The following is a 20,706-nucleotide window of genomic DNA, read 5'->3' as shown; positions in this document are numbered from 1 at the left end:
ATCGTTAGGCGACGGCGTCGTGCAGCCGGGACGCCTGCTTGTCCTTGAGCGGGCCGATGACCGACAGCGAGGGCCGCTGCCCCAGGACGTCGCGGGCGACCGCGCGGACGTCGTCCGGCGTGACCGAGGCCATCCGGGCCAGCATGTCGTCGACGGACATCTGCTCGCCCCAGCACAGCTCGCTCTTGCCGATGCGGTTCATCAGCGCGCCGGTGTCCTCCAGGCCGAGGACCGTGGAGCCCTGGAGCTGGCCGACGGCCCGGCCGATCTCCTCGTCGGTGAGGCCGTGCTCGGCGACGTGGTCGAGTTCGTCGCGGCAGATCTTCAGCACGTCGTGCACCTGGGAGGGCCGGCAGCCGGCGTAGACGCCGAAGAGGCCGCAGTCGGCGAAGCCCGAGGTGTACGAGTACACGCTGTAGGCCAGGCCGCGCTTCTCGCGGACCTCCTGGAACAGGCGCGAGGACATGCCGCCGCCCAGGGCGGTGTTGAGCACGCCCATCGCCCAGCGCCGGTCGTCGGTGCGGGCCAGGCCCGGCATGCCGAGGATGACGTGGGCCTGCTCGGTCCTGCGGCCGATCAGCTCCATGCGCCCGGCGGCCCGGACGGTGCGCCGTCCGTCGCGCGGGGCGACGGGCGCGGCGACCGGCTCCCGGAAGGCGCCGGCCTTCTCGAAGGCGGCCCTGACCTGGCGTACGACCTTGTTGTGGTCGACGTTGCCGGCCGCGGCGACCACCAGGTGGGTGGGGTCGTAGTGCTTCCGGTAGAAGCGGCGGATGCGGTCGGCGTTGAGGGCGTTGACCGTGTCCACGGTGCCGAGGACGGGGCGGCCGAGGGCGCTGTCGCCGAACATGGTGTGCGCGAAGAGGTCGTGCACGCAGTCGCCGGGGTCGTCCTCGGTCATCGCGATCTCTTCGAGGATGGCGCCGCGTTCGACGTCGACGTCCTCCTCCTGGATCAGTGAGCCGGTCAGCATGTCGCAGACGACGTCGATGGCGAGGGGCAGGTCGGTGTCGAGCACGCGCGCGTAGTAGCACGTGTACTCCTTCGCCGTGAACGCGTTCATCTCGCCGCCGACGGCGTCGAGGGCGGCGGAGATGTCCAGGGCGCTGCGCTTGCGGGTGCCCTTGAAGAGCAGGTGCTCCAGGTAGTGGGTGGCGCCGTTCAGCGCCGGGGTCTCGTCGCGGGAGCCGACGTGGGCCCAGATGCCGAAGGTCGCCGAGCGGACCGTGGGCAGGGTCTCGGTGACGATGCGCAGGCCGCCCGGGAGGGTGGTCCGGCGGACCGTGCCGGTGCCGTGCTCGCCCTTGATCAGGGTTTGGGTACGGGCGACGGCCCGCGCCTCCGAGGAGGTGCGGGCCGTCGCCTGGGAGCCACGGGGCGTCACTTGTCGCCGTCGTCCTTCTTGTCTTCGCCGCCTTCTTCGCCCTCGACCACGGGGATCAGGGAGAGCTTGCCGCGCGAGTCGATCTCGGCGATCTCGACCTGGACCTTCTGGCCCACACCGAGGACGTCCTCGACGTTCTCCACGCGCTTGCCGCCGGCGAGCTTGCGGATCTGCGAGATGTGCAGCAGACCGTCCTTGCCGGGCAGCAGGGAGACGAACGCGCCGAAGGTGGTCGTCTTCACGACCGTGCCCAGGTAGCGCTCGCCGACCTCGGGCATGGTCGGGTTGGCGATGCCGTTGATCGTGGCGCGGGCGGCCTCGGCGGCCGGGCCGTCGGCGGCACCGATGTAGATGGTGCCGTCGTCCTCGATCGTGATGTCGGCGCCCGTGTCCTCCTGGATCTGGTTGATCATCTTGCCCTTGGGGCCGATGACCTCGCCGATCTTGTCGACCGGGATCTTCACGGTGATGATCCGCGGCGCGTTCGGGGACATCTCGTCCGGCGTGTCGATCGCTTCCATCATCACGTCGAGGATGTGGAGGCGGGCGTCACGGGCCTGCTTGAGGGCGGCGGCCAGGACGGAGGCGGGGATGCCGTCCAGCTTGGTGTCCAGCTGGAGGGCGGTCACGAACTCCTTGGTGCCGGCGACCTTGAAGTCCATGTCGCCGAAGGCGTCCTCCGCACCGAGGATGTCGGTGAGGGCGACGTAGTGCGTCTCGCCGTTGATCTCCTGGGAGATCAGGCCCATGGCGATACCGGCGACGGGGGCCTTCAGCGGCACACCGGCGTTCAGCAGCGACATGGTGGAGGCGCAGACCGAGCCCATGGACGTCGAACCGTTGGAGCCGAGGGCCTCGGACACCTGGCGGATCGCGTAGGGGAACTCCTCGCGCGTCGGCAGCACCGGCACGATGGCGCGCTCGGCGAGGGCGCCGTGGCCGATCTCGCGGCGCTTCGGGGAGCCGACGCGGCCGGTCTCGCCGACGGAGTACGGCGGGAAGTTGTAGTTGTGCATGTAGCGCTTGCGGGTCACCGGGGAGAGGGTGTCCAGCTGCTGCTCCATGCGGAGCATGTTGAGGGTGGTGACGCCCAGGATCTGGGTCTCGCCACGCTCGAACAGCGCGGAACCGTGCACGCGCGGGATGGCCTCGACCTCGGCGGCCAGGGTGCGGATGTCGGTGACACCGCGGCCGTCGATGCGCTTCTTCTCCTTGATGACGCGCTCACGGACCAGGGACTTGGTCAGCGAGCGGTACGCGGCGGAGATCTCCTTCTCGCGGCCCTCGAACTCCGGGAGGAGCTTCTCGGCGGCGAGCGTCTTGACGCGGTCCAGCTCGGCCTCGCGCTCCTGCTTGCCGGCGATGGTGAGCGCCTGGGACAGCTCGGGCTTGACGGCGCCGGCGAGGGCCTCCAGGACGTCGTCCTGGTAGTCCAGGAAGACCGGGAACTCGCCGGTCGGCTTGGCGGCCTTGGCGGCGAGGTCGGCCTGGGCGCGGCACAGCACCTTGATGAAGGGCTTCGCGGCCTCGAGACCGGCGGCGACGACCTCCTCGGTGGGGGCCTCGGCGCCGCCCTCGACGAGCTTGACGGTCTTCTCGGTGGCCTCGGCCTCGACCATCATGATCGCGACGTCGCCGTCCTCCAGGGCGCGGCCCGCGACGACCATGTCGAAGACGGCGTCCTCGAGCTCGGTGTGCGTCGGGAAGGCCACCCACTGGCCGCGGATCAGCGCGACGCGGACGCCGCCGATCGGGCCGGAGAAGGGCAGGCCGGCCAGCTGCGTGGACGCGGAGGCGGCGTTGATCGCCACGACGTCGTACAGGTGGTCGGGGTTGAGGGCCATGATCGTGGCGACGACCTGGATCTCGTTGCGCAGGCCCTTCTTGAAGGACGGGCGCAGCGGGCGGTCGATCAGGCGGCAGGTGAGGATGGCGTCCTCGGAGGGACGGCCCTCACGGCGGAAGAAGCTGCCGGGGATCTTGCCGGCGGCGTACATCCGCTCCTCGACGTCCACCGTGAGGGGGAAGAAGTCGAGCTGGTCCTTGGGGTTCTTGGAGGCGCTGGTGGCCGACAGCACCATGGTGTCGTCGTCCAGGTACGCCACGGCGGAACCGGCGGCCTGCCTGGCCAGCCGTCCCGTCTCGAAGCGGATGGTGCGGGTGCCGAACGCGCCGTTGTCGATGACGGCTTCGGCGTAGTGGGTCTCGTTCTCCACTAGTGTCTTCTCCGTTACTTGTCGTCTTTCGTCCCGCCTCGCCCGTGTGGCGGGGGGACGGTCGCGGAGAAGCGCTCCGTGCAATGCGGGCCGGTCTTCGATCGAAGCACCCGGGGCTCTGCCCCCGGGGGCCACTACCGAGGACCGGCGGCGGCGAGGCGCGCTTCCCCTCGTTTCGTTCGTCGGGTCCTACGTGTGTACGTGCTGTGTCTGATACCACACTACAAAGTCGCGCCGACACCGCGCACGTACAGCAAAGGGAGCGGCCCCCGAACGATGGGAACCGCTCCCTCCACGGCGTCCTACTTGGCGCCCGCCGCACCGCGGCGGATGCCGAGGCGCTCGACCAGCGCACGGAAGCGCTGGATGTCCTTCTTGGCGAGGTACTGCAGCAGCCGGCGGCGCTGGCCGACCAGGATCAGCAGACCACGACGGGAGTGGTGGTCGTGCTTGTGGGTCTTGAGGTGCTCGGTCAGGTCGGAGATCCGACGGGACAGGAGCGCGACCTGGACCTCGGGGGAGCCGGTGTCGCCCTCCTTGGTACCGAACTCGGAGACGATCTGCTTCTTCACTGCGGCGTCGAGCGACACGCGTACTCCTCTTAGTCTGTGTGTGGCCACCGAGTGCCCCCGGTCTACGTCTCGGGGGAGCTTCCTTGACTCGGAAGGCGGGGATCCGCTGGGCGCGGCCTCCAGGGCTCAGGCTCCGGGGGCGCGTACACAAACGGCCGTCACACAGCGTACCAGCCCGGGCGGACGCCCCTGTCCGCGGGCCCGGCGGCCGCGACCGGGCCCGCACCGCGCGTCACGGGACCGCGGGGCGCTCACTCGTGCCGGGGGTACATCGGCGAACCGCTGACCTGGCGTAACAGGGACAAGTAGGGTGACGCCACAGCTCGTTGACACACCTCTTCAGCACAGCAGGAAGGACCGGACCGCGATGGCCGAGGCCGAGGACCAGGAACTCAGGGCACGCAAGGATCGGGAGCGGGACGAGCTCTACGCCCTCGACATCTCCGGCGTCGAGTGGCACAGCGCCCCCGGTACCGAGGAGCACGAGGAGCGGGTCGAGATCGCCCACCTGCCCGAGGGCGCCGTGGCCATGCGGTCCTCGCTCGACCCGGGCACGGTGCTGCGGTACACGGAGGCGGAGTGGCGGGCCTTCGTGCTCGGGGCCCGGGACGGCGAGTTCGATCTGGAGCCGGCGGCGCGGGACGGCGAGGCCGCCGAGTAGGGCCGCCGCCGGGATTCGAACGCCGGGGTTCGGGCAGGCTCGGACCGAGTGGCGCCGGGTTCCGTCCGAGTTGTTCACCGGTATCGCCCGCTTTGTTCATCGGCAGGGGGCCGTGGGTGTCGTTTTCGGCCGGACTGTGACCCGGCGGGCTCATGTCGGGGGGCCGACGGGCCTGCCGTGGTGCGGCTTGCGGTGATTAGGCTGGGACCGGCGCGACGCCAGAACCCGTGGACCGGGCGTCGGCGTCCCAGGGGGAAGAGCCGGTTCATCGGACGACCTCGAACGGCCTCGGACAACTTCGAACGACAAGCAAGGGTCGCCCCAGCACGGCTTGAGGGTGCTCGACCACACCAGGAGGAACTGTGAGCAGCGACCGGGACGGGAACCGCGGGGGCTGGGCCACACCCGGCGATGACCAGACCGACGCGGAGTCCTCAGTCGAGACGACCGGCGAGTTCACGATCGACTACGCGCCGCCCGCCTGGTACACGCAGAACGCGTCGAGCGAGCCGAGTGAGTCGGGGCAAGCAGGGGACTCGGGGGAGGGAGACGAGGGCGCGGGGGCCTCGTCGTCCGGTGCCGCCGGCTCCTCCGGGAACACCGGGGCGTCCGGTGGCTCCGGTGCCTTCGACGGTGGCGCCGCGGCCCCGCCCTCCGCTCCGCCCGTTCCGCCCGCTCCCCGTGGCCCGGTTCCGCCGCTGCCGGGGCTTGCTCCCCCGCCGCACGCCTCGCCGTCCGGCGGGCCCTCCGCCGTTCCCGCTCCGGCGCCGGGTGCGCCCTTCACGCCTCCGCCGCCGACTCCCGCGCCGGGCGCTCCGTACACGCCGCCGCCGGCGCCCGGGCCCGGGGCGCCGTTCACGCCGCCCGCGCCGCCCTCCGGTGGGCCGGCCGGGGTGCCTCGGCTGCCGGTCGGGAGCGGTTTCGAGCCGCAGCCGCCGCAGCCCCCGTCGACGCGGCCCGAGGCCGAGCCGGCTCCGGAGCCCGAGCCGGAGGTGCGGGAGGCGGAAGCCGCGGCCGCGCCCAGGACCGACTTCAGCTCGCCGAGCGCCGTGCCGGCCTTCCCCGCGGGAGGGTTCCAGCTTCAGGCGCCCGCTTCCCCGGCGGCCCGGGAGCCCGAGCCGGAACCCCGGACGGAGCCGGAGCCGCCGACCGAGCCCGAGCCTCGGCCGGAACCCGGACCGCAGCACGAGCCGGAGCCGCCGACCGAACCTGAGCCCGAGCCTCAGCCCGAGCCCGAGCCCGAGCCCGAGCCCGCCAATGGTGACCTCGAGAGTGGCGCGACCATGCGCTTCTCCGCCGCCGCCCTTCAGCGGGAGATCGCCGAGCGGGCCGCCGCGGACGCCGACGAAGGCGCCGAGGCCCGGTCCGCGACCGGGTCCGACGACGAGGCCCATGAGGAGGCGCCGGACCAGCCGTTCTCGGTGGCGGAGGGTGCCGGGGTGCCGGACGACGCCGAGGAGGGCGCGGACGCCGGGGACGTCGCGGACATCGAGGACGCGGTAGAGACGCCCGACGCCGAGCCCGCGCCGGTCGCCCTGAGCGTCGTACCCGAGCCGGAGCCCGAGGACGTCGTCCCGGCGGTGGACGAGCCGCAGGACGCCGTGCCGGGGGACGCCGATCCCGCGGACGACGCCGCCGACGGTCACGACGCCCCGCAGGACGCCGCCCCCCAGGACGCGCCGCCCTCGCCGCTGGGCGGGATGCCTCCGCTGCCTCCGGCGTACCCGCCGGCCGCGCCCGCGCCCGCCCACCAGTGGCCCGCGCAGCCGGCCCCCGACGCCCCGGAGCAGCCCCCCGCGCCGTTCCAGCAGCCGCAGGCCCCGCAGCCGGCGCCCGCAGCCTGGAACCCGCCGCCGCCCGCCCGCACCGCGCCGGTGGCGCCGTTCCCTGGGCCGGTACAGCCCGGAGGATCGGGGCAGGGCTACGGGTTCCCGCAGCCCGGTGCGCAGCAGCCTCCGCAGCCGCACTCCCCCGCCCAGCCCGGCGCGTACGGGTTCCCGCACACCCCGCCGCCGGTGCAGCCGCGACCCGAGGCGGCTCAGGACCCGCAGCCCGCCGCACCGCAGCCGGCCCCGCAGGACTTCGCCCCGCAGGTCCCTCCGGTCCAGCCGACGCCGCGGCCGGACCAGGTACACCAGCCGCCGCAGGCGCCCCAGGCCCCACAGGCCTCGCACGAGCCCCAGCCTCCGCAGGCGATGCAGCCTCCGCAGGCGATGCAGCCCCCGCAGGCGATGCAGCCGGCTGCGCCCGTGCAGCAGCCGGGTCAGCCAGAGCAGCCGGGGTCGCCCGACGGCCCTCCGCAGCAGCACCAGGCGGCCCAGCCCCCTCAGGCACCACAGCAGCCGGAGCAGCAGCCGCAGCAGCCCGCGGCCCAGCACCCGCACCCGCACCCGCAGCAGCCCGCGCCCCAGCACCAGCAGCCGCACCCCCCGCAGCCGGTCGCGCCGCAGCCTCCGCAGCAGCCCGTCGACCCCCGGCTCGGGGCCGCCTGGCCGCAGCCCATGCAGCACGACCAGCGGCAGCCCACCAATCCGGGTGCCGCGCCGCTCGGCTACACCGCCGCCGTGGAGCTGTCGTCCGACCGGCTGCTCAACAACAAGCGGCAGAAGGCGAAGAGCAGCCGTCCGGCGGCCGGCGGTTCGCGGTTCAAGCTGGGCGGCAAGAAGGAGGAGGCCGAGCGTCAGCGGAAGCTCGACCTGATCCGCACCCCGGTGCTCTCCTGCTACCGCATCGCCGTGATCAGCCTCAAGGGCGGCGTCGGCAAGACGACGACCACCACCGCCCTCGGCTCGACGCTCGCCACCGAGCGGCAGGACAAGATCCTCGCGATCGACGCCAACCCGGACGCCGGTACGCTCGGCCGCCGCGTGCGGCGCGAGACCGGGGCCACCATCCGCGACCTCGTCCAGGCGATCCCGTACCTCAACTCGTACATGGACATCCGGCGGTTCACCTCCCAGGCCTCGTCCGGTCTGGAGATCATCGCCAACGACGTCGACCCGGCCGTCTCCACGACGTTCAACGACGAGGACTACCGGCGCGCGATCGACGTGCTCGGCAAGCAGTACCCGATCATCCTCACCGACTCGGGCACCGGGCTCCTCTACAGCGCCATGCGCGGGGTGCTCGACCTCGCGGACCAGCTGATCATCATCTCCACGCCCTCCGTCGACGGTGCGAGCAGCGCCAGTACGACGCTGGACTGGCTGTCCGCGCACGGCTACGCCGACCTGGTGTCCCGGTCGATCACGGTCATCTCCGGGGTCCGCGAGACCGGCAAGATGATCAAGGTCGAGGACATCGTGGGGCACTTCCAGACCCGGTGCCGCGGTGTCGTCGTGGTGCCCTTCGACGAGCACCTGTCCGCCGGCGCCGAGGTCGACCTCGACATGATGCGGCCGAAGGTGCGGGAGGCGTACTTCAACCTCGCGGCGATGGTGGCCGAGGACTTCGTCCGCCACCAGCAGTCGCACGGTCTGTGGACGTCCGACGGCAACCCGCCGCCGGTCGCCGCGCCGCCGCTGCCGGGCGCGCAGCAGGTGCCGGGCCAGCCCCACCCCGGACAGCCCCACCCCGGGCAGGCCTATCCGCAGCAGCCGGGACAGCCGTACCCGCAGCAGCCCGGCCAGGCGCCCGCGCAGCAGCCGGGGCAGGTCCCCCCGCAGCATCCCGGGCAGCCCTATCCGCAGCAGCCGGGCCAGCCCTACGCGCAGCCCGGTTACGGGTATCCGCAGCAGGGGCAGACCCCTCCTCCCCCGCCGCAGCGGTAGCCCACCGCCGTAGCCCCCGGAGCCCCGAAGGCCCGCGCCGTCCCGGACGGCGCGGGCCTTCGCGTGTGCGCGGGCGGAACCGCTGAAACGCGGGCGCCAGGCTCTCACCAGGGAGGCGCCAGTGGTCTGTGCCAATGAGAGTGACGGGTTGGTCAACTCCCCGTTTCCGCAGGCCACATGGGGTTTGACGGACCGTTGACGCGCGCAGACTGCCGCTGGTAGACACACACTTCATTCCGCGTTCACCACTGTTCAAGCCCGCCTCACGCGGGGACGCCGGGCGTTCCCGCGTGCGATGACGCGAGGTCAGGTAGTCATGAGCACACACGATCAGCACGGCAGTGGACGTACCGCCCGCCGCCCGTGGAGAGCCCGGCTCCTGGCCGCGGCCGGCGCCTGCGCGCTGCTCCTCGCCTCGGGGGCCGTCGCTCCCCCGGTCTCGGCCGACGAGGGCGAAGGCGGCGGCGACTCGACGCTGACCGTCGCCGTGGCGCAGAGCGTCGACTCGCTCAGCCCCTTCCTGGCGGTACGCCTGCTCAGCACGAGCATCCACAAGCTGACGTACGAGTACCTGACCAACTACGACGCCAAGGACAACCACGTCATACCGGGGCTGGCGACCGAGTGGAAGGCGTCGCCGGACAAGCTGACCTGGACCTACAAGATCCGCTCCGACTCCAAGTGGTCGGACGGGCAGCAGGCCACCGCCGAGGACGCGGCGTGGACGTTCAACAAGATGATGACCGACCCGGGGGCCGCCACCGCCAACGGCAGCTTCGTCGGCAACTTCGAGAAGGTCACCGCGCCCAGCCCCACCGAGCTGGTGATCCGCCTGAAGAAGCCGCAGGCCACGATGACGGCGCTGGACGTGCCGATCGTGCCCAAGCACGTCTGGGAGAAGGTCGGCGACCTCTCGAAGTTCAACAACGACAAGGACTTCCCGGTCGTCGGCAACGGGCCGTTCGTCCTCACGGACTACAAGCCCGACAGCTATGTGCGGCTGAAGGCCAACAAGGACTTCTGGCGGGGCGCCCCCAAGTTCGACAACCTGATCTTCCGCTACTACAAGGACCAGGACGCCGCCGTCGCCGCCCTGCGCAAGGGCGAGGTGTCGTTCGTGGCCGGGTCGCCGTCCCTGACGCCCGCCCAGGCCGACTCCCTGAAGGGCGAGGAGAACATCCGCGTCAACGACGCCCCCGGCCGCCGCTTCTACGCCCTCGCCACCAACCCGGGCGCGCGGGCGAAGGACGGCACGAAGTTCGGCGACGGCGATCCCTCGCTCCTCGACCAGCGGGTGCGCAACGCGCTCTTCATGGCGGTGGACCGCAAGGCGATCGTCGACAGGGTGTTCCAGGGCCACGCCGTCGAGGGCGCCGGCTACATCCCGCCGCGCTTCTCGCAGTACTTCTACGAGCCGGCGGCCGGGCAGGAGCTGGCCTACGATCCGGCCGGGGCGGCGAAACTGCTGGACGAGGCGGGCTACCGGACGAACGGCGACGGCAAGCGCGTCGGCAAGGACGGCAAGCCGCTGAACTACCGCGTCCTGTGCCACGCCACCGACCCGAACGACAAGGCGGTCGGCAAGTACCTCCAGGAATGGTGGGGCGACCTGGGGATCTCCATCACCCTGGACTGCCTCGACAACGTGACCGACCCGTGGCTGGCCGGCAAGTACGACCTCGCCTTCGACGGCTGGTCCGTCAACCCCGACCCGGACTTCGTGCTCTCCATCCACACCTGCGCGGCGCTCCCGGCGACGCCCAAGGACACCGGCGCCACCGACAACTTCATCTGCGACAAGAAGTACGACGAGCTGTACGCACGGCAGTTGGGCGAGTACGACACCGGAAAGCGCGCGGACGTCGTCAAGCAGATGCAGTCCCGGCTCTACGACACCGGCTACATGAACGTCATGGCGTATCCGAACGCCGTGGAGGCCTACCGCACGGACCAGATCGAGTCGATCACCACGATGCCGTCCGCCGCGGGCAACATCTACGGCCAGGACGGGTACTGGAGCTGGTGGTCGGCGGTCCCCGCGGACTCCGGCGACTCCTCTGGCGGTTCGTCGTCGACGGGCACCGTGATCGGGATCGTGGCGGGTGTCGTCGTCCTCGTCGGCCTCGGGGTGCTCTTCGCCGTCCGCCGCCGGGCGACGGCGGACGAGCGTGAGTAGCGCGACGGATTCCGCGCCCCTCGCCGCGCCCGGCGCCCCGGTCGCCAAGCGGCCGGCGGGGGCGTCGCGGGGGCGCGGAGGCGGCGGGTACCCGAGGTATGTGGCGGGGCGGCTCGCCGGTGCGGCGGTCTCCCTGTTCGCCGTCCTGGTCACCAGCTTCTTCCTGTTCCGGCTGATCCCCGGCGACCCGGTGAAGTTCATGACCGGCGGCCGTCCGGTCTCGGCCGAGCAGCTCGACGTCTACCGCGAGGAGTTCGGGCTCGACCTGCCGCTGTGGCAGCAGTTCACTGACTACTGCGTCAAGGCGCTGAGCGGGGACCTGGGCACGTCATACCAGTTCCACGCGCCCGTCGTCGACAAGATCGTCGAGGCGCTGCCGAACACGCTGCTGCTCACCGGCACGGCCTTCGTGATCTACACCGCGCTGGGTGCCTTCCTCGGCACCCGGTCGGCGTGGCGGCACGGCGGGCTCGGCGACCGGCTCAACACGGGCCTCGCGCTGACGCTGTACTCCATCCCGTCCTTCTGGCTGGGGCTGCTGCTCATCATCGTGCTGTCGGTCGGCGTGGACCCGATCCCGGGGCTCTTCCCGACCGGCGGCATGGAGTCGGGCGGCGAGCAGGGCTTCGCCCACGTGCTGGACGTCGCCCACCACCTGGTCCTCCCCGTGGTGACGCTGGTCGCCGTGGAGTACGGGCAGACGCTGCTGGTCACCCGGTCGGCGCTGCTGGACGAGATGGGCTCCGACTACCTGACGACCGCGCGGGCCAAGGGGCTCAGGGACGACCTCGTGCGGCGCCGGCACGCGGTGCCGAACGCGCTGCTGCCGACCGTGACGCTGGTCTTCGTGAACCTGGGCCGGACCGTGGCGGGCGTCATCCTCGTCGAGACGGTCTTCTCCTGGCCGGGCCTCGGCGGGCTGTTCTACCAGGCGCTCAGCGTGCCCGATCTCCCCCTGGTGCAGGGCCTGTTCTTCGTCTTCGCCGCCGCGGTGATCCTGATGAACACGCTGGCCGACCTCCTGTATCCGCTGCTCGACCCGAGGGTGGGCCGATGACCGCCGAGACCACCGAGAACCCCGCCGGGCCCCCCGGCAAGGCGGCGGACGCGCCGAGTCCGCGCGCGCTGGCCCGGCGGCGGCGCCGCGCTTCCGCCGCCCGCTTCTGGAAGGAGTACCGCGCGCACCGGGCCGGCCTGTTCGGGCTGGCCGCGCTCACCCTGTTCGTGCTGGTCGCGCTGACCGCGCCGCTGACCGTCGGGTCGGACGTGGACAGCGTCACCGACGCCCCGGGGCAGCCCCTGGAGAGTCCCAGCGGCCGGTTCCCGCTGGGCACCGACCAGTTCGGGCGAGACCTGCTGGGCCTGCTGGTCTGGGGCTCCCGGGTGTCCCTGCTCGTCGGGCTGCTCGCGGCCGCCCTGTCGGTGGCGATCGGGGCGGTCATCGGGATCACGGCCGGGCACTTCCGCGGCTGGTACGCCACGGTGATGATGCGGATCACGGACTGGTTCCTGGTGATGCCGACGCTGGTGCTGGCGATCGTGCTGGCGACGGTCATGTCCCGCTCGCTCGGCACCATCGTGCTGGCGATCGGGGTGACCACCTGGCCGACCACGGCCCGGCTGGTGCGGGCGCAGACGCTGGCGGTGGAGTCCCGGCCGTACATCGAACGGGCCAGGGCGCTCGGGGGCGGGCACTGGCACGTCATGTCCCGGCACGTACTGCCCAACGTCATGCCGCTGGTCCTCGCGCAGACCACCCTGATCATCTCCTCCGCGATCCTGGCCGAGGCGACGCTGGCGTTCCTCGGGCTCGGCGACCCGACGGTGGTGTCCTGGGGCGGGCTGCTGCAGGACGCCCGGGAGGCGGGTTCCGTGAGTTCAGGCGACTGGTGGTACCTGGTGCCGCCGGGCGTGGGGATCGCGGTGGTGGCGCTGGCGTTCACCCTGTGCGGGCGCGCCGTGGAGGCCGTTCTCAATCCCAGGCTGGGGGTGTCCCGTTGAGTCTGCTGGAGGTCCGCGGCCTGGAGGTGACCTACGCCGGTGGCGCGGCCGCCGTGCGCGGGGTCGACCTGAGCCTCGACGCGGGTGAGAAGCTCGGCATCGCCGGCGAGTCCGGCTGCGGCAAGTCCACCCTGGCCCGGGCGCTGCTGCGGCTGCTGCCGCCCGGCGCCCGGACCGGCGGGGAGATCCTGCTGGACGGCGAGGACGTGCTGACCATGAAGTGGGGCCGGCTCAGGGCGGTGCGCTGGGCGGGCGCCTCGATCGTCTTCCAGGGGGCGATGCACTCCCTGAACGCCGTGCACCGCGTCGGTGACCAGATCGCCGAGCCCGTGCTGCTGCACCGCAGGGCCACGCAGGCCGCGGCGCGGAAGAGGGCGGGCGAGCTGCTGGAGCAGGTGGGGCTGCCCGCCTCCCGGGCGAGCGCCTACCCGCACGAGCTGTCCGGCGGGCAGCGGCAGCGCGTGATGATCGCGATGGCGCTGGCCTGCGACCCGCGGCTGATCGTCGCCGACGAGCCCACCACCGCCCTGGACGTGATGATCCAGGCGCAGATCCTGCGGCTGATCGAGGGCCTGGTGGACGAGCAGAACGTCGGCCTGATCATGATCAGCCACGACCTCGCGGTGCTGGCCGACACCTGCGACCGCCTCGCCGTGATGTACGCGGGCCGGGTGGTGGAGGAGGGCCCGGCGCGACAGGTCCACGACGACGCCCGGCACCCGTACGGGCGGGCGCTCTCGGAGGCCTTCCCCACGATCGGCGATCCGGCCTCGCGGTTCGCGCCGCGCGGCCTGCCGGGTGATCCGCCGGATCCGGCGGCGGTGCCCTCCGGCTGCGCCTTCCACCCGCGGTGCCCGGTCGCCCTGGACGTCTGCGCCACCGAGGACCAGGCGCTGCGCGCGGCGGGGGCGCGGCGGCGGGCGGCCTGCGTCCACGTGGGCTCGGGGGACGGCGAGACGCCCCGCGGGGCCGAGGGCTCCGGCACCTCCGGTGGCGCCGCGGCGAACGACGGAGTGAGGAGCAGTACCCCATGACGAGCACCACACCCCCGCTGCTGAGCGTCCAGGGGCTGCACGTCGCCTTCCCCGGCCGGCGGGGCGCGGCCGACGCGCGGGCCGTGGACGGGGTCGACCTCGACATCCGGCGGGGCGAGATCGTCGCGCTGGTCGGCGAGTCGGGCTGCGGCAAGACGACGCTCGCGCGGTCCCTGCTCGGTCTGGTGGAGCCGACCGGGGGCCGGGTCACCTTCGACGGCTCGCCGCTCGCCCGCTCGGGCCGCGCGCTGAAGGAGTACCGTCGGCGCGCCCAGCTGGTGTTGCAGGACCCGAGCGGTTCGCTGAACCCGCGGCACACGGTGTACGACATCGTCGCGGAGGGACTGCGCATCCACGGTCATCCGGGGGACGAGCGGGCGGCGGTCGCGGAGGCCCTGTCGCGGGCCGGGCTGCGGCCGCCCGAGCGGTTCTTCCTGCGGTATCCGCACGAGCTGTCCGGCGGTCAGCGCCAGCGGGTCGTCATCGCGGGCGCGCTGGTCCTGGAACCGGAACTCCTGGTCGCGGACGAACCGGTGGCCTCGCTCGACGCGTCGGTGCGCGGGGAGATCCTCGCCCTGCTGCTGCGGCTGCGCACCGACTTGGGCCTGGCGGCGCTGGTGGTCACCCACGACCTGGGCCTGGCCTGGAACATCGCGGACCGGGTGGCGGTGATGTACCTGGGCCGGATCGTGGAGACGGGCCCGGTGGAGCAGGTGCTGACGGCGCCGCGGCACCCGTACACGCAGGCGTTGCTGTCGGTCCTGCCGGAGGCGCCGGGCACGCCGGTCGTGCTGACCGGTGAGCCCCCGGACCCGTCGTTCATCCCCTCCGGCTGCCGTTTCCACGTCCGCTGCCAGGTCCTGGCCGGGGGCGCGGCGGAGCGGGCCGGCGTGGCGGACGCGTGCCGGCACGAGGATCCGGCGGTGCTGTCCGGCGGCGACCGGGCGCAGGTGGCCTGCCACTGGGCGCGGGCCCGGACCGAGGAGCCGGCGGCCGGGACGGGCGACGGGGCGACCGTCCGGCCGGGCTGAGCCTCAGGGGCGGTGGAGGTCCGACGCCGCGATGATCTCGCGGCACCGCTGGACGTCCTGGCCCATCTGGTCCAGCAGCGCGTCCAGCGTCTCGAACTTCGCCTGGCCGCGCACGAAGGCGAGGAAGTCCACCGCCACGTGCAGGCCGTACAGGTCGAGTCCGACGCGGTCGATGGCGTACGCCTCCACCGTGCGCTCGGTGCCCTCGAACTGCGGGTTGGTGCCGACCGAGATCGCCGCCGGCATGGCCTCGCCCTGCGCGTGCAGCCAGCCGGCGTAGACGCCATCGGCCGGGATCGCGGTGTGCGGGAGGGTCTCGACGTTGGCCGTCGGGAAGCCCATCTCCCGGCCTCGCTGGGCGCCGCGCACGACGACGCCCTCCACGCGGTGCGGGCGGCCCAGGATCTCCGCGGCGCCGCCGACGTCGCCCTCGGTGACCAGCCGGCGGGTCAGGGTGGAGGAGAAGGGCTCGCCGCCGCCGGCCTCGCCGGTCACGTACAGGTCGACGACCTCGACCTCGAAGTCGTAGACCTTGCCCTGCTCGGTGAGGAAGTCCACGGTGCCCGCCGCCTTGTGGCCGAAGCGGAAGTTGGGGCCCTCGACGACCGCCTTGGCCCGCAGCCGGTCGACCAGGACCTTCACCACGAAGTCCGCCGCGGAGAGCTTGGAGAACTCCTTGGTGAACGGCAGGATCAGCATCGCGTCCACGCCCAGGTCCGCCATCAGTTCGGCACGGCGGTGGTGGGGGGCGAGCAGGGGCGGGTGGCTGCCGGGGCGGACGACCTCGCTGGGGTGCGGGTCGAAGGTGACGACGACGGCGGGGACGCCCAGCTCGCGGGCGCGGTCCACGGCGTGCTTGATAATCAGCTGGTGCCCGCGGTGGACGCCGTCGTAGGAGCCGATGGTGACGACGCTGCGTCCCCAGTCCTCGGGGATGTCCTCCAAGCCACGCCAGCGCTGCACTGTGTCTGCTCCTTGGTGGTTTCCGTGATCTCGGTGGGTTCGGTGGTGACCCTTACGCAGCTCTAAGGGTGCCATGCCGTCCGGGCCGGGGTCAGGCGGGGACCCGGGCGCCCGCCAGGTTCTCGATCGTGCGGCGCGCACTGGGGCCGACCAGGGCGGCCCAGTCCGCCGGCGCCTCGGCCAGCCAGCCGGTCAACCGGGCGGCGAAGCCCGGGAGGTGCCGGGCCAGGTCGACCAGGCCGCGGTCGAAACGGGTGGCGCCGTCTGGGGTGCGGACCAGGAGGAGGCCGGTGCGGTGGACGAGGGCGCGCTGGTCCTCGCCGGTGCAGCGGGCGGCCGCGTGCAGCAGCGCGTCCAGGACGGCGGGGGCCTGCTCTGAGGCGAGGAGGTGTTCGCGCAGCTCCCCGCGGAGCCGGCCGCCCGCGGCGGTGCCGTCGGCGGGGAGGACCCCGGCGAGGGCGGCGCGCGCGGCTTCGGGGCCGTCGTCGAGGAGCCGGGTGAGCAGCGGGCGGAGTACGGCGCGGGCGCCGGGGCCGCGGTCGAGGCGGTGGTCGGCGTAGGCGGCCAGGTGTCCGGCGGTCTCGGGCCGTTCGGCCACCGCGCGGGCCAGGAGCGCGGCCACCCGGTGCGCCAGCGCGGGCGTGGCGGCGTCGGCGAGCGCGCGCAGCGCCTCCCCGGCGTCCGGGCCGCGCAGCCGGACCCGGAAGGCTTCGAGGACGGCTTCCGGGTGGGTGGGCAGGGCGGTGGCCACCGCGCTCGGGGGCAGCTGCGGGTCGCCGGCCGCGAAGTGGTCGAGCGCCCTCGGGAGGTGGCGTTCGCGGGTGTCCGGGTCGCGCACGAGCAGGGCGAGGGCGCCGCCGTGCAGACGGCTGTCGGCCTGGCCGGCGAGCAGGACGAGCGCGGCGTGCCGGAGCAGCGTGCGGTCGGCGGCGGTGCGGGCGTGCGGGGCGGTGCGCAGGCCGTGGGTGACGGCGGCGGCCCGCCGCTCGGGGCGCTCGTCCCGGGCCCACCGCTCGACGGCCCGGCACAGGGCCGAGGGCTCCTCCTCGGCGAGCACGGCGAGCAGTTCGTCGGCGCGGCGGTGCGTGCTGTCGGCGAGGACTTCGGTGAGTCCGTCCAGGCCGCGGTGGCGGTGGGTGTGCAGCAGCGCCTGCGCGGCCGTCGCGACGGTGGCGTGCGGGGTGGCGGGCAGTGGCCGCTCGTCGTCGAACCAGCGGACGAGGAGGGGCTGTACGGCACCGGGCCGTTCGGTGAGGAGGGCCGCGACGGCGTCGAGGTGGCGGGGGCCCGGTTCGTGCGGGGGGCCGTCGGCGAGGACCAGGCGGCGCAGCAGGTCGAGCCGGGTGGCCTCGGACAGCCTCAGGGCCGTCCAGAAGGCGGGCCCGAACTCCGGCTGGACCGGCCGTCCCTCCCCGCGCCGTTCCGCGAGGCCGTCGGCGAGGAGCCGCAGCACCTCCGTGTACGGCGCCGCGTCGGGCACGCGCGCGAGGACGCGGGCGGGCAGCCGGGCGGCCCACCAGGAGTGCGGGTCTGCGTCGAGGGCGTTCACCAGCTCTTCGAGGGTGAGGGCGAGTTGGAGGACGCCGTGCTGCCGGGCCAGGAGGAGGACGGCCTCGACGACGGGGCCGACGCGGTGGTGCGGCACGGGAGGGGTGTGCGTGTCGTGCGGGGCCGTCCGGCGGTGGACGAGGGCGCGCAGGGCGCCGTCCAGGTCGAGGTGGACGCCCTGGATCCAGTCGGCCAGCTCCTCGTGCGCGAAGCGGTAGCCGGTGCCGGCCGGGACGAAGAGGCCTTCGGCGAGCACGGCGGACGCCCACCCGGTGGCGCCGCCGAGCCGGGCCGGCGCCGGGCCGTAGGGGAACAGCTCCTCGAAGGAGGCCGGGTCCAGCGCGCCCTGCCCGGGGCCGAGTGCGCGCCGGGCGGCCTCGTGGACCTGCCCGGAGACCTTCGCCGCGAGCCGGCGTACGGCGGTGCCGCGCAGGCCCGTCTCCCCCGCCAGGCGGGTCGCGACGCGCAGGCACATCAGGTCGAGGTGGGCCGCGAAGACCTCGTCCCGGTCCACGGGTGCGGGGGCAGGGGGACGGTCCAGAGCGGCGTGCACCTCGGCGAGCAGGCGCAGGGTGAGGGGATGCCGGTCGTCCGGGGCCGCCAGGGCGCCGTCCGGGACGCCGTGGCGGACCCGCGCCTCGCGGGCCTCGTCCTCGCCGAGGTCACCCAGCGGGACGCAGGGCGGCAACACGGGGCCGACGGGGTGCGCTCCGGCGGGCTGGGGGCGGGGGGCCGTCGCCGCCCCGCCGGTCGGTTGCGCTCCGCCGCGTGACACGGACGTCCCGGGCACGGGCATGCCGCGGGGCGGGGCCGTCGCCGCGGGCATCGCGGGGCGGGGCACGGTGACGGGCAACTCCGTCGGCCTGTGCACGGGCACCGCCGTCGCCCTGTGCCGGGGCGGCGTCGTGACCCCGGGAGCGGGGATCCCGCCGGGCAGGGCGGTCACGCCGGGGGCGGGCACCCCGGGCGCGAGCACTCCAACGGGAGACGCCACCGCCCCGGGGGGAGGCACCGGGCCGCGCGGAGCCACGGCCCCTGACGCAGGCACCCCGGCGGGCGGGGACACCGCCCCGCCCGCAGGCACCCCGTCGTACTGAGACACCGCCCCAGGTACAGGCACCCCGCCGAGCGGAGCCACGGCCCCGGGCACAGACACCCCGCCCCCCGGAGACACCGCCCCCCGCTCAGGCAGCCCCCCGGGCGTCGCCGCTCCCGGCGCACGCGCACCGCCGGGCGGAGTCGGCGTCGCGGGCACAGGCACCCCGCCGTACGGAGACACCGTCCCGGGCGCAGACACCCCGCCGTACGGAGACACCGTCCCGGACGCAGACACCCCGCCGTACGCAGACACCGTCCCGGACGCAGACACCCCGCCGTACGCAGACACCGCCCCAGGCACAGACACCCCGCCCCCCGGAGACACCGCCCCCCGCTCAGGCAACCCCCCGGGCGTCGCCGCTCCCGGCGCACGCGCACCGCCGGGCGGAGTCGGCGTCGCGGGCACAGGCACCCCGCCGGGCGGGACCGGCGCCCAGGTCTCGGGGGTCTGGCCCGTCCCCGTCCCGCGAGCGGCCCCGTCCGTGGACGCCGCCCTCCGGGGCCACACCCCCACCCCCGTCGTCCCGCCGGGAGGCACCGGGACCGACCCTCCGTGTCCCCCGCCCCTCGGCACCGGGACCGACCCCCCGTGTCCCCCGGCCGTCGCCGCCCACGACGGCACCCTCACCGCGCCACCGCCCCGCCGCATCGCCCCCGGAGCCGGCGGCTCCAGCGGGTCCGGCGCGAGGAAGCGTTCCGCCGGCATCGGGTCGTAGAGCATGTCCCGCGGGAACTCCGCGCCCGCGTGCTCCCAGTACTCCTCCCGGCAGGCGATCACGAGCCGGATGCCCGTCTCCCCCAGCCAGGCGGCGGTGCGCTCGGTCCACTCGGGGAGGCGGCGGGCGAGTGCGGGAGGCATCTCCTCGGGGCCGTCCAGCAGGAGGAGCAGGGGGCGGCCGGCGGTGCGGGCCAGGCGGGCGACGCGTTCGGGAGCGACGTCACCGAGGTCCTCGGGGCGGGTGCCGTCCGAGGCGGCGACGGTACGGGCGGCCCGGTCCAGCGCGCGGCGCGCCGCGTCGGCCAGCGACAGGTCCTCGTCCGCGAGGTCGGCGCCGCGCAGCCGCAGGGTGGGCGCCGGCGCGGGTCCCCGGGAGCGGCGGGCGGTGAGGGCGGCCAGTTCGGTCGTACGTCCGCTGCCCGGCGGGCCGACGAGTCCCAGTACGGCGGCGCGGCTCGCGGCGAAGGCGGTGAACGCGCGGGCCACCGCGGCCCGTTCGACCGGCTTCACCACCGGGCGCGCGTCACCGTCCGGCCCGTGCCCCGGCGCCGGCGCGGAGCCCGCCCCGGCGAACGCGGCCTCCCACGCCTCGCCCCGCGGCCCGTCCTGCGTGCCCGGGGCCGCCGTCAGGGCGAGGATGCCCGCCAGGTTGAGATCCGCTCCGTACGCGGGAACCGTCGCCGCGTTCTCGGCGAGGAGGCCGGCGAGGGGACCGGTGTCCGGGCGGCGCAGCGGGACGGCGAAGCCGACGTGGCTGTGCCCGGAGCTGAGGGCGGTGCCGAGGACGCCGAGTACGGCGCCGGTCGCGATGTCCAGGACGGGCCCGCCGGCCGCCCCGCCGCCGAGCCGCAGCGCATCCCGCCCGGAGGTCCCGCAGGCCAGTTCCAGCGCGTCGCCGACCAGGTGGAAGCGGTCGGTGGCCGTGTAGGTGACGTCGGTGGCGCCCAGGACGCGCGCCTCGCGCCAGCCGCCGGCGGCGATGCGCACGTAGGTCCCGGGCTCGATGCGCTCGCGCGTGGTGACCGGCAGCGGGCGCACGCCCAGGCCGTCGGTGCGGATGAGGGCGAGGCCGAGGGCGGGCAGCGCGGTCACGTCGGCGGCGGCCACCACGCGGCGCCGGTCCGCGGCGGTGCGCAGGACCAGCCGGGACAGGCCGTCGACCGCTTCGTGGCTGGTGAGCAGCGTGCCCCGGTGGTCCACGACGAAGCCCGTGCCGCGCGGGCGCCCGGCGAGGTCGTGCACCCGGACCAGCGAGTCGTCCGGTGCCCGGTCGGCCGGGTCGGCCGCGGGGCCCCCGGTCCCGCCGCGCGTGTCCCGGGCCGCGTCCCGCGACCGGTGTCCCGCCCCGTCGCCCGCCTCCCGGGACCGGTTCCTCGACGCCATCGCCGAACCTCCCCGCCGTACACGTGTGCCGTGCGTTCGACGGTAGGCGCGTGATGATCAGCGGGACAGATCCCCTGGCGAACGCGCCCCCTTCCGCTCCCCCGCTTCACTCCGAGCGCCTGCCCGGACGGGTGAACAGGAGGGGTGGGTT

Annotated in this window: 12 protein-coding genes; 7 read left to right on the top strand and 5 right to left on the bottom strand. The window is 74.2% G+C overall.

Annotated elements, in window-relative coordinates; all coding sequences use genetic code 11:
• Positions 1 to 4: 4 nt before the first annotated feature.
• The 3 genes from IE108_RS24980 to rpsO form a co-directional block, all read right to left on the bottom strand.
• The gene (locus IE108_RS24980) at positions 5 to 1,384 is read right to left on the bottom strand and encodes a M16 family metallopeptidase (RefSeq protein WP_064730124.1); all 1,380 of its coding nucleotides are present in this window, start codon (positions 1,382 to 1,384) and stop codon (positions 5 to 7) included.
• Positions 1,381 to 3,600, bottom strand: a complete 2,220-nt coding sequence (locus IE108_RS24975; protein ID WP_064730123.1) for a polyribonucleotide nucleotidyltransferase — start codon at positions 3,598 to 3,600, stop codon at positions 1,381 to 1,383. Before IE108_RS24975 ends, IE108_RS24980 begins: the two co-directional genes overlap by 4 nt.
• Positions 3,601 to 3,902: 302 nt before the next feature.
• Complete coding sequence (gene rpsO, locus IE108_RS24970; protein ID WP_064730122.1) at positions 3,903 to 4,190, bottom strand: 30S ribosomal protein S15; 288 nt, start codon at positions 4,188 to 4,190, stop codon at positions 3,903 to 3,905.
• Positions 4,191 to 4,539: 349 nt separating this feature from the next.
• Between rpsO and IE108_RS24965 the strand changes: the two genes are divergently transcribed.
• The 7 genes from IE108_RS24965 (at position 4,540) to IE108_RS24935 (ending at position 14,845) form a co-directional block, all read left to right on the top strand.
• A complete protein-coding gene (locus IE108_RS24965; RefSeq protein WP_064730121.1) occupies positions 4,540 to 4,833 on the top strand; it encodes a DUF397 domain-containing protein in 294 nt (97 codons plus the stop codon).
• A gap of 362 nt (positions 4,834 to 5,195) precedes the next feature.
• On the top strand, positions 5,196 to 8,603 hold the full coding sequence (locus IE108_RS24960; RefSeq protein WP_079163685.1) for an SCO5717 family growth-regulating ATPase: 3,408 nt from the start codon (positions 5,196 to 5,198) through the stop codon (positions 8,601 to 8,603).
• A 316-nt stretch (positions 8,604 to 8,919) separates the two neighbouring features.
• Positions 8,920 to 10,779, top strand: coding sequence for an ABC transporter substrate-binding protein (locus tag IE108_RS24955; RefSeq protein WP_064730120.1), 1,860 nt, complete (start codon positions 8,920 to 8,922; stop codon positions 10,777 to 10,779).
• Positions 10,772 to 11,836: an ABC transporter permease gene (locus IE108_RS24950; RefSeq protein WP_064730119.1), complete on the top strand. Its 1,065-nt coding sequence runs from the start codon at positions 10,772 to 10,774 to the stop codon at positions 11,834 to 11,836. Before IE108_RS24955 ends, IE108_RS24950 begins: the two co-directional genes overlap by 8 nt.
• Positions 11,833 to 12,780, top strand: coding sequence for an ABC transporter permease (locus IE108_RS24945; RefSeq protein WP_064730118.1), 948 nt, complete (start codon positions 11,833 to 11,835; stop codon positions 12,778 to 12,780). The genes IE108_RS24950 and IE108_RS24945 overlap by 4 nt, the downstream gene beginning before the upstream one ends.
• Entirely contained in the window at positions 12,777 to 13,814 is a 1,038-nt protein-coding gene (locus tag IE108_RS24940) for an ABC transporter ATP-binding protein (protein WP_064730117.1), read from the top strand. Before IE108_RS24945 ends, IE108_RS24940 begins: the two co-directional genes overlap by 4 nt.
• The gene (locus IE108_RS24935) at positions 13,811 to 14,845 is read left to right on the top strand and encodes an oligopeptide/dipeptide ABC transporter ATP-binding protein (RefSeq protein ID WP_064730116.1); all 1,035 of its coding nucleotides are present in this window, start codon (positions 13,811 to 13,813) and stop codon (positions 14,843 to 14,845) included. The genes IE108_RS24940 and IE108_RS24935 overlap by 4 nt, the downstream gene beginning before the upstream one ends.
• Before the next feature lie 3 nt (positions 14,846 to 14,848).
• On the opposite strand, the gene IE108_RS24930 is transcribed toward IE108_RS24935, so the two are convergent.
• Together IE108_RS24930 and IE108_RS34880 are read right to left on the bottom strand one after the other, a co-directional pair.
• Entirely contained in the window at positions 14,849 to 15,808 is a 960-nt protein-coding gene (locus IE108_RS24930) for a bifunctional riboflavin kinase/FAD synthetase (RefSeq protein WP_064730115.1), read from the bottom strand.
• Positions 15,809 to 15,899: 91 nt separating this feature from the next.
• The gene (locus IE108_RS34880) at positions 15,900 to 20,555 is read right to left on the bottom strand and encodes a hypothetical protein (RefSeq protein ID WP_229852331.1); all 4,656 of its coding nucleotides are present in this window, start codon (positions 20,553 to 20,555) and stop codon (positions 15,900 to 15,902) included.
• Positions 20,556 to 20,706: the final 151 nt, after the last annotated feature.

This window comes from Streptomyces parvulus, from assembly GCF_014648855.1.
GTDB classification, from domain to species: domain Bacteria; phylum Actinomycetota; class Actinomycetes; order Streptomycetales; family Streptomycetaceae; genus Streptomyces; species Streptomyces parvulus.
Note: the sequence above shows the minus strand (reverse complement) of the source record. Positions and strands in the feature narration are given on the sequence as shown.

What these genes read in the sequence shown, in the direction of transcription:
- IE108_RS24965 (WP_064730121.1), top strand. Translation starts at nt 4,540, where the DNA reads ATGGCCGAGGCCGAGGACCAGGAACTCAGGGCACGCAAGGATCGGGAG.
- IE108_RS24945 (WP_064730118.1), top strand. Translation starts at nt 11,833, where the DNA reads ATGACCGCCGAGACCACCGAGAACCCCGCCGGGCCCCCCGGCAAGGCG.
- IE108_RS24935 (WP_064730116.1), top strand. Translation starts at nt 13,811, where the DNA reads ATGACGAGCACCACACCCCCGCTGCTGAGCGTCCAGGGGCTGCACGTC.
- IE108_RS34880 (WP_229852331.1), bottom strand. Translation starts at nt 20,555, where the DNA reads ATGGCGTCGAGGAACCGGTCCCGGGAGGCGGGCGACGGGGCGGGACAC.
- IE108_RS24955 (WP_064730120.1), top strand. Translation starts at nt 8,920, where the DNA reads ATGAGCACACACGATCAGCACGGCAGTGGACGTACCGCCCGCCGCCCG.